The 12,910-nt window shown below is 26.9% G+C and carries 15 protein-coding genes; 1 reads left to right on the top strand and 14 read right to left on the bottom strand.

What is annotated here, in order from left to right:
* The 13 genes from I2A66_RS01575 to I2A66_RS01515 form a co-directional block, all read right to left on the bottom strand.
* Positions 1–2,082, bottom strand: coding sequence for an alpha-galactosidase (locus I2A66_RS01575; RefSeq protein WP_207734708.1), 2,082 nt, complete (start codon positions 2,080–2,082; stop codon positions 1–3).
* Between the two features lie 185 nt (positions 2,083–2,267).
* A complete protein-coding gene (locus I2A66_RS01570) occupies positions 2,268–2,720 on the bottom strand; it encodes a MarR family winged helix-turn-helix transcriptional regulator (RefSeq protein ID WP_147515537.1) in 453 nt (150 codons plus the stop codon).
* 94 nt (positions 2,721–2,814) lie between these two features.
* Positions 2,815–3,246 (bottom strand): GerW family sporulation protein, encoded by a 432-nt coding sequence (ytfJ, locus tag I2A66_RS01565; protein ID WP_164488935.1) that lies wholly within the window; start codon positions 3,244–3,246, stop codon positions 2,815–2,817.
* Positions 3,200–3,559 (bottom strand): DUF2953 domain-containing protein, encoded by a 360-nt coding sequence (locus tag I2A66_RS17040; RefSeq protein WP_243238626.1) that lies wholly within the window; start codon positions 3,557–3,559, stop codon positions 3,200–3,202. The genes ytfJ and I2A66_RS17040 overlap by 47 nt, the downstream gene beginning before the upstream one ends.
* Before the next feature lie 364 nt (positions 3,560–3,923).
* The gene (gene scpB, locus I2A66_RS01555; protein WP_122638216.1) at positions 3,924–4,472 is read right to left on the bottom strand and encodes an SMC-Scp complex subunit ScpB; all 549 of its coding nucleotides are present in this window, start codon (positions 4,470–4,472) and stop codon (positions 3,924–3,926) included.
* A gap of 4 nt (positions 4,473–4,476) precedes the next feature.
* Positions 4,477–5,202, bottom strand: coding sequence for a segregation and condensation protein A (locus I2A66_RS01550; protein ID WP_122638217.1), 726 nt, complete (start codon positions 5,200–5,202; stop codon positions 4,477–4,479).
* A 26-nt stretch (positions 5,203–5,228) separates the two neighbouring features.
* A complete protein-coding gene (locus I2A66_RS01545; protein WP_122638218.1) occupies positions 5,229–5,819 on the bottom strand; it encodes a site-2 protease family protein in 591 nt (196 codons plus the stop codon).
* A gap of 189 nt (positions 5,820–6,008) precedes the next feature.
* Positions 6,009–7,214, bottom strand: coding sequence for a dicarboxylate/amino acid:cation symporter (locus tag I2A66_RS01540; protein ID WP_122638219.1), 1,206 nt, complete (start codon positions 7,212–7,214; stop codon positions 6,009–6,011).
* A 265-nt stretch (positions 7,215–7,479) separates the two neighbouring features.
* Positions 7,480–8,631, bottom strand: coding sequence for a D-alanyl-D-alanine carboxypeptidase family protein (locus tag I2A66_RS01535; protein WP_122638220.1), 1,152 nt, complete (start codon positions 8,629–8,631; stop codon positions 7,480–7,482).
* 53 nt (positions 8,632–8,684) lie between these two features.
* On the bottom strand, positions 8,685–8,912 hold the full coding sequence (locus I2A66_RS01530; protein ID WP_147515539.1) for a CD1290 family small acid-soluble spore protein: 228 nt from the start codon (positions 8,910–8,912) through the stop codon (positions 8,685–8,687).
* 101 nt (positions 8,913–9,013) lie between these two features.
* Positions 9,014–9,301: a DUF503 domain-containing protein gene (locus tag I2A66_RS01525; protein WP_122638222.1), complete on the bottom strand. Its 288-nt coding sequence runs from the start codon at positions 9,299–9,301 to the stop codon at positions 9,014–9,016.
* A gap of 19 nt (positions 9,302–9,320) precedes the next feature.
* Entirely contained in the window at positions 9,321–9,656 is a 336-nt protein-coding gene (locus I2A66_RS01520) for a YlbF family regulator (RefSeq protein WP_122638223.1), read from the bottom strand.
* Between the two features lie 114 nt (positions 9,657–9,770).
* On the bottom strand, positions 9,771–11,450 hold the full coding sequence (locus I2A66_RS01515; protein ID WP_195250821.1) for a ribonuclease J: 1,680 nt from the start codon (positions 11,448–11,450) through the stop codon (positions 9,771–9,773).
* A 210-nt stretch (positions 11,451–11,660) separates the two neighbouring features.
* Here I2A66_RS01515 and I2A66_RS17755 point away from each other — a divergent pair, with 210 nt between their 5' ends.
* On the top strand, positions 11,661–12,398 hold the full coding sequence (locus I2A66_RS17755) for a metal-dependent hydrolase (RefSeq protein WP_122638225.1): 738 nt from the start codon (positions 11,661–11,663) through the stop codon (positions 12,396–12,398).
* Positions 12,399–12,402: 4 nt separating this feature from the next.
* Here the strand turns inward: I2A66_RS17755 and I2A66_RS01505 are convergent, their stop codons facing one another.
* Entirely contained in the window at positions 12,403–12,858 is a 456-nt protein-coding gene (locus I2A66_RS01505; protein ID WP_147515541.1) for a Fur family transcriptional regulator, read from the bottom strand.
* Positions 12,859–12,910 lie beyond the last annotated feature (52 nt).

Here is a 12,910-nt window from a genome sequence, read left to right as displayed (position 1 = left end):
CTACCTCCTTTTTAAGTAAATTAATTCACTTTGGTAATCTCCTCTTAAATGTATTTTTAAACCATAGTTCATTAAATAAGCTCCAGACTTAACTATCATTTCACCATTATATTTAAATTCATACATTTTATCCTCTTCTAACCCTCTAAGTCTTATTCTAACTGGTCTATGTCCTACTTTACTTTGAGGTAAAAACACAAATAATAAAGCTTCATCATCATTTACATATTCAAAGTTATGATAGTCATTTTCTGATGTATTTTCTAACCTATAGAAATCACCATCTTGAACAATATGACGTATGTTTTTATATTCTTCTATCATGTTTTTAGATAATTCAATTTCATCTTTACTATACTTTAATATATTTGATCCAATACCTAATGTTCCCATCATCGCACTATGATATCTGAATCTTAAAGGTATTATTCTTTGAGATAAGAAGTTAGGACAGTCTGTAACCCAAGATCTCATAGCTTTTATTGGATATATTTGAGAGTAAGTATGTTGTATAAATAACCTATCATAAGCATCAGTATTATCACTTGTCCAAAAATCATCAAATATACCTAGTATACCATAATCAATTCTTCCTCCACCAGATGCACATGCTTCAAATAAAACATCTTTATGTTTCTCTTTAAGATTTTTAACTATATCATATACTGCTTGTATATGTTCATACCATAAGTTTTTCTCATTATCACCTAAATTTTTAGCACCAGGCTCAGATATAGGTCTATTAGCATCCCATTTTATATAATCTATATCATAATTAGATAATAATTCATCTAACGTATTATACACATATTCTTTAACTTCTTTTTTAGTCATGTTTAATACATACTGACCTCTTGAAGTAGTTCTTTCTCTATTATCAAAACTATATATCCAATCAGGGTTATCTTTATATAACTTTGATAATGGATTTACCATTTCAGGTTCTACCCAAATACCAAATTTCATTCCCAAGTTTTTAACTTCTTCTATAAGCTGATTTAAACCATTAGGGAATTTTTCCTCATTTACATACCAATCGCCTAAACCATTATGTATTCCATTTCTTTCTCCAAACCAACCATCATCCACTACAAAAAGTTCTGCTCCTATTTCTTTAGCTACCTTTGCAAGTTTAATTTGTTCATCACATTTAACATCAAACTCTGTAGCTTCCCATGAGTTATAAAGAACAGGTCTAAGACCTTTTCTTAAAATATTTTCTTTTGCAAAATTATGTAAATTATGGCTCATTCGTTCAAATCCACAATCACTATAACCACAAATTATAGATGGTGTTGTAAAACTTTCTTTTGATTTTAAACTTAGTTCAAAATCATATGGGTTTAATCCCATTTGCACTAAGGTTTCTCCATAAGCAGTTTGTTCAATTATACCTTTAAAATTACCTGTTAATCTAAGTGCTCCAAAAAATACTTCTCCACTTGTTTCTGTTGCATTTTTATCTAGTATAAAGTATGGATTATGATTATGTCCAGATATACCTCTTCTATTTTCTATATATATTTTACCATAGCTAACGTTCTGAGTAAATTTTTGTTGTTCTGCAGCCCAGTGACCATGAGTATTTGAAAATCTTAAGTTTTCATATGGTATATGTAATTGCGCACTATATATCTCTTCTATAACAATATCTTCATTACTATTATTACTTACATATACCCATCTTTCTATTAAATCTTGCTTTTCTATAACCTTATAATATAAATTAATAATTAAATTATAGTATTTATCTTTTAATTTAATTATTAATTTATCATTATCTATCTCATAACCTTCATATTTATAGACTATATCACGAGTACCATCAGCAAACTTAACTTTTAGGCAGTTCTCTTTATACCTTAATCCACCGTATACAGGAAACTCCTCTGGAGTAATTTCATATACTGGATCATTTGTTGAAACTTCATTTAATATTTCAATATCTAATTCATCTTCATTATTTATTTTTTTCCCCCAATGTAAATGTCTTAGTAGACCTTCATTATCTATTCCAAAAACATATTGGGTATTTTTAGTATTTAAACTAAATATTTTACTTGATTCATTGACTTTTATCACTATATTTCCCCCTAACAATTATCTCATTTTAATTAATTTCATAGTAACATATAGAATTTATCATTACAATAACGATTTCCTATTTTTACTTATTTTTTACTTTTTTTTACTATTGTATATTACTAAATATAAAAGGATTATGTTTAAATTTATAATAATTTCAACATAATCCTTTTATATTTAATCTATTGATTTACTAGTATATACTTATCAGCAATACTTTTTATATTTTGTAAAGATTCTATTAAAATTCTTTTATCTTGTAAATCTAGCTTTTTAAACTTTGACTCTATTATTAAAGATATTGTTTGCATTTCTATATTAATAGTTTCTTCTCCAAAATCAGTTATTCCATAAAAAGTATTTCTTCTATCTTTACTATCTTCTTTTCTATAAACATAACCTTGTTCTACTAATTTATTTAATAAGATACATAAACTAGATGTAGATACATTTAGTTCTTTACTTAAGTTTTTGAGCTCCATCTTTTTATGTTTATATATTTTTAACATAACAAAAAATTGTCTTTCTGTGAATGTTTTAGTTTCTCTAGATCTTTCTTTGTTAATATTTTTCAACATATTATTAAATATTTCAACGTCTTGTAAAAGCAGTTGTGCTAAATTTATTTCAGACATATACTCACCCCAGTGCCAAATTATCTAAATTTCATTTATAGATGTCATTATACTATTTTATTATACTCTATAAAAAGTATTTTTTAAATTAAATTTATTTTTTATTTATTTTATCATTCTTACTACTTCTGTCCTTAGATATTTTTTGTATTTTCTCTATAACTTTAGGTGTAATAGTCAATATATTATCTACTAAGTTTATATTATCATCTAGGCTCATAAGTCTAGTTTCTCCATTTTCTACAACTACAAATGCAACTGGTTGAACAGAAATAGCTCCTCCACTTCCTCCAGCAAAATTAGTGTCATTTATTTCTCTATCAACTTTACTATCATTTCTTTTATCGTATCCTTTTGAATACTCACCTCCACCTATACCAAAGCCTATAGTCACCTTAGAAATAGGTACAACTACAGTATTTTCTGCTTGTATAGGATCACCAACTATTGTATTAGCATCTATAGAACCTTTAATTGTTTCAAGAGTTGTTTCCATAAGACTTTGTATTGAACCTGTTGCTCTCATTATTAACACCATCCTTATTATTTCTATAAATTTTAAACAAAATTCTACCTATTTTAATTAGTTCTTTTATATGAGGAGCTATATGTATTTTTATATTTACTTTTGCATAACTTTCTGTAAAACATGGACTACAATTTAAATATACTTTTTGTGGTTGTATTATATTTATTAAGATTCCATAAATGCTATTTATAAATACGTATATAAATGAAGTAAAATAAATATTTTCACTTCCAAATCTTATATCTGAATAGAATTCCTTTAGTTTTATATGCTTTGCTAATATGTAAATACCTACTATGTCATTTTTCAAAAGCTTAAATTTATTATTTTTAATTTTCTCCTTTTCTTTTTTACTATTTCTTTTTTTATTTTTAGTTTTTCTTTTTTTAGGGGGATATATTTGTATATTAATATTTAATAAGTTAAATAAATACTTTATATTTAAATTTATTAAAAAATCACTATTATGTATATCTATTGAGAATATTATATTAAGTTTCGATTTATAAATGATATATATAATTGAAAGTATTAAAATTATAACTACATAAATATTAAATAGTTCATTATATTTCATGTTACTATTATTTTCTAAAATGTACTTATATATACTTTTTATAAGAATTTATTGCATAAAAAAATAGCTTAAATTTTAGTTTTAAGCTATTTCCTAATTATTCATTTATATTTTGAATCTCAATACTTTCATAATTTTCTATAGGAGGTAAATCTTCTAATCTCTCTATATTAATTAATTTTAAAAATTCGTCTGTAGTCTTATATATTATAGGCTTTCCTATTTTATTTAGCCTTCCTGCTTCTCTTATAAGTTCGTTTTCTAAAAGAGTTTGAAGTACCTTATCACACTTTACACCTCTTATATCCTCTATTTCAACCTTTGTTATTGGTTGCTTGTAGGCTATAATAGTCAAAGTTTCTAATGTTGCCTGGCTTAGAGTTTTCTTTCTCTTAGGTTCAAGGACTTTTTTTATATAGTCTGCATATTTTTTATTTGTACACATCTGGTACTTACTTTCTAGTTTTATAATCTGAATACCTCTATTACTTTCTTTATATTCTTCCTTTAAAGAATGTAACATATATTCTATTTCTTTTGGAGAAAGTTCTTCATTTATTATAGAGTTTAACTCTTTTATACTAATTGGTTCTCCATATGCAAACATTACTGATTCTATAATATGCTTTATATCCTCACGTCTCATCTTATCACTCCGCGCTTTTTTTAATTAAAATGTCGTCAAAGAATATGTCTTGTTCTACTGTTATTTCTTTTGCTTTTATAAGTTCTAATATTGATAAGAAAGTTGCTATTATCTCATTTTTGTCACAATTTTCAATTATTTTTGTAAAATGAATATTATTTTTTTCTTTAATAATTTCCCTTATATATACCATCTTTTCTTCAACAGAAACAATTCTTCCTTTTACAATTTTATTTAATCTTTCATCCTTATCTTCAATATCTTCAGTTGTAGTTTTTACTTTTAAGATATATGGAAGGATCATTTTTATTGCATCTATTGATATATCCTCAAGATCTATCTTTTCATCTATTACTATTTCTTCTTTTTTTCTATAGAATACTTCACTTAAATCAGTTACATTAGTTTTTAAATCTTCTGCCGCTAATTTATATTTTTTGTATTCTTCTAACTTTTCCATTAATTCTAATCTTGGATCTTCTTCTTCCTCATCATCTTTTTGCTTATATAATAAGTACCTTGATTTTATTTGAAGAAGCTTTGATGCCATGGTTATAAACTCACTAGTTATTTCTAAGTCCATCTTATCTAACATTTCTAAATAACTTAAGTATTGTCTAGTTATTTCTATTATAGATATGTCTTTTATATCTATTTTTTGTTTAGATATCATATCATAAAGTAAATCTAGTGGACCATCATAAACTTGTAAATGTATGTTATATTTCATTTAGCTACCTCTTAAGATTTAATTACTTATATAAATATCCCTACTATACCTGCTATTACATTATATATAGGTGAGTATATTATAGTATAAGTACCTGTAAATATAGCAAGTAATAGTATTAATTGACCATAGCTTTCATACTTATAAACAAATTCACTCCATTTTAAAGGTATAAATCCTGATATAACTCCCCATCCATCAAGAGGTGGTATTGGAAGTAAATTAAATGCTGCAAATGCTACATTGAATGCTAGGGTTTTAGATGCAATAGCATATATTGCATACATATGTGAATTCTTCATAACTATTACTGCAACTATAGCTGCTAGTATATTACCGATTGCTCCAGATAATGATACTATAACATTTCCCCATCTATAACTTTTAAAGTTATTTGGATTAACAGGTACAGGCTTTGCCCAACCTATATGAAAAACTAATAAAGCTATTAATCCTATTGGGTCTATATGTTTAGCTGGATTTAGTGTTAATCTTCCATATGCCTTTGCAGTATTATCACCTAGTAAATATGCTGCAACTGCATGACCAAACTCATGAACTGACAATGCTATCGCAACAGCCACTAACATAACTAATATATTGCTGAAAAAACTCATGCCTTATCTCTCCTATTTTTATATTTAATACTACTATTATAACATGTCTAAACATATAATCAAAATATTTATAAATTCACTTAAGTTTTAATAATTTATACTAAATTCATGTATACGAAAAAAGCCTATTCAAGATAAATTTATCTCAAATAGGCTTTTCTTATTTTAATCCCCCAATTGTACTCTTAATTAAGATACCCTTTTTTTCACTTTATTTTTATTTAATTTATTATTAAAATGATCTACTATTACAGCTATTGCATTATCCCCAGATACATTCGCTGCAGTTCCAAAACTATCTTGAGTTAAGTATAAAGCTATCATTAAACTTGCTAATCCACCATCAGATGGTATACCTATCATAGGAAGGAATGGTAATGCGCTCATTATAGCTCCTCCTGGTGCACCTGGTGCTGCTACCATAGCTATACCTAACATTAGTATAAATGGTAGTAGTGTTGATACGCCTCTATCCATATTATTCATCATAAGTACTGCTACTGCAAATGATGTAACAGATATTATACTACCTGATAAATGTATAGTTGCACATAAAGGTACACAGAATTCTCTTATACTTTTACTTACACCATTTTTCTCAGCACAAGCAACATTTACAGGTATCGTAGCTGCAGAAGATTGAGTTCCTACTGCTGTTAGATATCCTGGTATTTGATTTTTTATCATAACAAAAGGATTTTTCTTCGCTATAATTCCAGCTACTATAAATTGGAATGATATGTATAATAAGTGTAATGGTATAACTATGCAGAATACTCTCCAGAACACAGCTAGTATACTCCATACTTGTCCTGCAACTGTTATATTAGCAAATGTCCCTGCTATATATATAGGTAGTAATGGTATTATAACTGTAGATAAAGTCATTGTTACTATAGATTGAAATTCCTGGAATATATTAAATAAAGTTTCTCCCTTACCTTTATTTCTTAAAGCTGATATTCCTAGTCCCATTGTAAATGCAAATACTATTGCTGCTGTTACATCTACCATTGGACTTAATGGTATAGTGAAAAATGGCGATAGCATTCCTGCTTCTGGGTCTCCAATCTTACTTGCAACACTTGGATCTATAAACGATGGGAACACAGTCGATGCAACTGTAAATGCTATAATACCTGCTATTATTGTAGATCCATATGCTATACCTGTTGTTATTCCTAATAACTTACCTGCTCCAGTAGCTAAGTCAGCTATACCAGCTGTTACAAATCCTATTATTATAAAAGGTATAACAAACTTTAAAAATGCTGAAAATAAACTACTCATTGTTACTAATACTCTTACAAAAACTTCTGGTGCAAATTGACCTATAAGTATACCTGCTATAATACCCATGATCAACTTTGGAACTAGTCCAATCTTCTTTTTCATAATTACTCCTCCTAAAATATTTCCCTAAAATATTATAACTCCTCTGCAAGGAAAACCCTTGCAAGACTATATTAATAAATTTTCCCATTTTAGTCAACAGTTTTTTGTTATTTTTTAGACAATGCTTCCTAAAGTTCTATTATTTCTTGAATTTAAGTTATTTTCTAATTATTCTAAAAATTACTATTTTTTTATCGCAAAAAATAGTGTAATTTAAAGTTATTTTAAATTACACTACCTTTATTTAATTTATTTTTTGTTAATTTTATAACATATTATCTATAACTCTTTGTAACATTTTTAAGTAACCAGCTTTATTTATATCTTTATTGTTAACTAATTCAATTTTTCCAATTTTATCCTTTCCCTTGTAAACCTCTACAACTCCTAAAACTGTACCTTCCTTAATAGGTAATTTTCTATCTTCATATACTTTTATTTTTTTTGTAAACTCTTTTGATTCACCTTTTTTAATAAGTACAGATAAATCCTCTTTAGCAACTAAGCTTATTTTATCATCTTCTGCTTTTTCCATAGTTAAAGTTGATATTTTATCATCTTTAGAACAAAGTTTTACACTTTCATAGTTAGCAAATCCATAATTTAAAAGACTTGAGGCATCCTTAAATCTTTCTTGTGATGTTTCCGCTCCAAGTGTTGTTGCTATTAAATGTGTGTCTCCTCTTTTAGCTGATGCTGATAAACAATATTTTGCTTGTTGTGTAAAACCAGTTTTAACACCAGTAGCTCCTTGATAATGTTTTATCAGCTTGTTTGTATTTGCAATACCTATTGTAGCTTGCTTTTTACCTACTACTACTGAATCCATCCATGTTGTTAGATATTTACTTATTATATCATGTTTTAAAAGTTCTCTAGACATTATAGCTATATCGTATGCAGAAGTATAATGGTTATCTATTGGTAATCCATTTGTGTTTGCAAAATGAGTATCTTTCATATTTAACTCTTTAGCTTTATTATTCATCATATCTACAAAAGACTCTACACTGCCTCCTATATATTCTGCCATAGCAACACAAGCATCATTAGCAGATGCTACTGCTATTCCTTTAAGTAAAGTATCTACACTTTGAGTTTCTCCTGGTTCTAAGAAAATTTGGCTTCCTCCCATCCCAGATGCAACCTCACTTACTTGTACTTGATCATCTAATTTGATTTTTCCACTGTCTAGGGCTTCACAAATTAATAGCATTGTCATAACCTTAGTAACACTAGCTGGAGGTAGTTTTTCATGTGAATTTTTTTCATAAAGTACTTGTCCACTACCTACATCCATTAAGACTGCTGATTTAGATGATATACTTATATTTGTATTGTCTCCATTTGCAAAGGATATTCTACTTGATGTAAGTATAAGTACCATAGCTAGTATAATACTAGATATTTTTTTCATATATGTCACCTCTTAATTTGTATTTAAGATTAGTCTTTCACCGTTACTATTTTTTATTCTAAATGACTAGGGGGTATTTGACTTGTTGTATTACATAATCTACTTACTAAATCCTTTTTATTCTCTAATTCGCTAAAATATCTACTTAAAACTCCATTAGACTTTGCATTTTCTATGATATCAAATACATCCTCTTGATTCATACCATAATCAGCTGCAATTTCAAATTTTACTTGTTTTAATGCTATTTTTGCATTTTTATTAATTTTTCTATTTTCCATATTATATCCTCCTATATAAATTTTATATGCTTATTTTTCACTAAATTAACGCAAAAAACCCGTGTAACTTAATAAAATTTTCTTAAATTACACGGATTTTTTTAATAATTTATTATTTCATCCTCTATATCTATAATTTCTGCATCTGTATTTTCTTCTATATATCTTACTATATATTCTATAGATGAATCGCATTGACTGTATGATAAGTCAACTTTTGATATACCAATCGTTATTCTTTGATGTAAATCTTGATTTTCAACCTCACAAACAGATATATTAAATTTATTCTGAAGTTTACTTATAATACTTTTTACTACCATTCTTTTTTCTTTTAATGAATGTACCCAACTAGCTCTAAGGTTTACTTTCATAATTAATATTTTCATCAAGATTCACTTCCTTTGTTTATTTATAATCTTTGTCTACTGCATCCGACAGTATTATATTAATATTATTCATCATATTAACTAAAACTTGCTCATCTCTTAAATAATTATATACTTTTTTATTTTTTTTTATTTTCTTTTCTATAGTTTCAATTTTTCTAACTATTTTTTTATCTAAAGATTTATTTTGAACCTGACTTCTTTGTAACTCCATTTGGCTCATTTTATATTCCTTTAGTAAGCTTTCACTTTTAGAGTCTGATTTAAGCTCATTCATGCTTTTTTTAAATGATTTATATTCTTCGCTTAATTTTATCTCACTAGCTAGCTTTGTAGCACTTTCATATACACTCATAAATACCTCCTACAAATGAACTCCTAGTATTATATATTCTATTTTTAATTACTTAAATTTATGATATATTACCATAAAAAAATAGACATAGATTTAATCTATGCCTATTTCTATTTATACTTCCATAATTATAGGAAGTATCATCGGATTTCTCTTAGTTCTTTGATATAAGTATTCTTTTAAATTTTCTTTTATATTATTTTTAAGATAAGCCCACTCTTTTATATTTTTCTCTTCACATTCAAATAAAACATCTTTTATTATATTTTTAGCTCCATCCATTAAATCTTCCGATTCTCTTACATAAACGAATCCTCTTGATATTATATCTGGACCAGCTAAAACTTTTCCATCTTCTTTAGATATAGTTACAACAACTATCATTAATCCATCTTCTGATAAATGTTTTCTATCTCTTAATACTATATTCCCAACATCTCCAACTCCAAGGCCATCAACTAATACATTACCTGTTGGTATACGTGTTGTCACAGATGCATTGTTTCTATCTAATTCTAATACTTCCCCTACTTGCATAACAAATACATTCTTTTCAGACATACCTAGTTCTTGTGCAAGTTCTCCATGTTTTTTTAACATTCTATACTCACCATGAGCTGGCATGAAGTATTTAGGTCTTACTAATCTATGCATAAGCTTTAATTCTTCTTGACAAGCATGACCTGATACATGTATATCAGCTATGTCATTATATACAACTTCTGCACCTTTTTCAAATAATAAATTTATAACTTTAGATATTAATTTTTCATTTCCTGGTATTGGATGAGCTGATATTATTACTAAATCACCTTTTTTTATTTCAACTTTCTTATGTTCTGAACATGCCATTCTCGCAAGAGCAGACATAGGTTCTCCCTGTGTTCCTGTAGTTATTATTACTAACTCATTATTTTGATATTTTGATATGTCATTTAAATCAATTATCATATCATCTTCAACATCTAAATAACCTAATTCTTTTGCTACACCAACAACATTTACCATAGATCTACCTGATACTGCAACTTTTCTTCCAAACTTTGCAGCCATATCTATTATTTGTTGTAATCTGTGTATATTAGATGCAAATGTAGCTACTATAATTCTACTATCGCTTCCTTTTCTAAATAAATCATCTAGTCCTGCTCCTACAGTCTTTTCAGACATACTATATCCACTTTTACCGACATTAGTACTATCTGCTAACATTAAAAGAACTCCCTTTTGACTTAACTCGCAAATTCTATGCATATCCATAACATCTCCATCTATTGGAGTTAAATCAACCTTAAAGTCTCCTGTATGGAATATAATCCCTTGATCTGTGTGTACGGCTATAGAGAATGCATCTGGTATACTATGATTCATTTTTATAAACTCTACGTCCATATTCGATAATTTTATTATTTGTCTAGGAGTTACAACATTTAACTTAACGTTATTAAGTTTATGCTCTTTTAATTTTACTTGTATAAGAGCTATACTAAGTCTTGATCCATATACAGGTACATTTAATTTTTTAAGTATATATGGAAGCGCTCCTATGTGGTCTTCATGACCATGAGTTATAAATATACCCTTTATCTTATCCTTATTTCTTACTAAATAAGTTATATCCGGTATAACTATATCTACCCCTAACATTTCATCTTCTGGAAAACTTAACCCCGCATCAATTACAATTATTTCATCTTTATATTCAATAACGGTCATATTTTTGCCGATTTCGTTAAGTCCACCTAAGGCTGCTACCTTAATTTTATTAGTGTTCTTCTTGAACAATTGCACCATCTCCTTCTGTCTATTCAATTTTCTTATTCCAATCTATCTTTACATTAAATTTATAATATCAAATCACGAACTCTACCAGTTATTATCATTGTACCACAAATCCTGTTATATTTTAAGTAATATTTAAAATACATTTAATTCATTATTTTGACAAAAGCAAATTATTTTGATATTCTCTGAGTATATTAACTTATTTATATAGGAGGATTTATGCGTGGTAGAACACATTGTGCTATAGGCGTCTTAGCATCCATACAAGCATCATTAATTTTTAAAATACCTATTACAATATTTTCAATTATAGTTTCAGCTATTTTTTCATTACTTCCAGACTTAGATGAACCTAATTCTACAATATCAAACTTATTTATCAAAAAAAATGTATCTAAGTTTTTATATAAATCATTAATATATACAATAAATATAGTAATATTCTTTTTTTCCTTAAAAATAAATAATAATTTTTACTTAAGTTCTATTATAACTTTTATTTCAATATTTATAATAGAGTCAAAACTTAGCCATAAATTTTTAAGAAAGTTATTTTTATCTTTGACTTTTCTATTACTGGGGGGTTGTCTTTATTTAGTCAAAACAAAAATTTTTATAGTTCTATTTGTTATAATGCTAGGTATTTTCCCATGGTTTAAGCACAGAGGCGTATCTCATAGTGTTCTAGCAATCACCATTTTATATTTACTCCTTAAACAAATTGAACTACTAACTAATATATACAATTTATCATTTTGGGGAACTATCAGTTACTCAAGTCATATATTTTTAGGCGATTTATTTACTAGACAAGGAGTTCCTCTTTTTTATCCACTAAGTAATAAAAAAATTTCTATAGGAAGTTTAAAGGTTGGTGGTCATTTTAGTAACTTCTTAGAAATGTTAATTATATTTGTATTAATATTTTTTATATTTTATTCTGTAATAAAAATATAAGTCCTTATTCAGGACTTATATTTTTATTACATTCTTCACATAAACCATAAAACTTAACATCATGGTCTACTATTTTAAACTTGTATAAAGATTGTATTTCACTTTCTATACTATCTAATAAATCTTCTTTTACTTCTATTATTTTGTTACAATTACCGCATATAAGATGATGATGGTGATGGCAATCTTCTTCATTTAAACTAATTTCATATCTAACACATCCATCATCTAAATTAAGCTTTGATATTACATTTATCTCATCTAGTAGTTGCATAGTTCTATATACTGTTGCTAACCCTATTTCTGGACAATCAACTCTTACTAAATCGTATATCTCTTCACTACTTAAATGTTCATTTTCATGTTTTAACAATATCTCTATTATAGCTCGTCTTTGAGGAGTAATTTTAAAGCCTGTTTCTTTTAGCTTTTCTTTTAACTCTTCCATTATATTCTTCATGTATATCACCCTTTTATTTTTCAATTGATAATTCTTATTAAAAATTCTATCT

It is taken from the genome of Romboutsia sp. 1001713B170207_170306_H8, from assembly GCF_015550495.1.
In the GTDB taxonomy this organism is placed as follows: Bacteria; Bacillota; Clostridia; order Peptostreptococcales; family Peptostreptococcaceae; genus Romboutsia_E.
The sequence above is the reverse complement of the archived record's forward strand: the minus strand, read 5'-3'. Positions and strand labels throughout refer to the sequence as shown.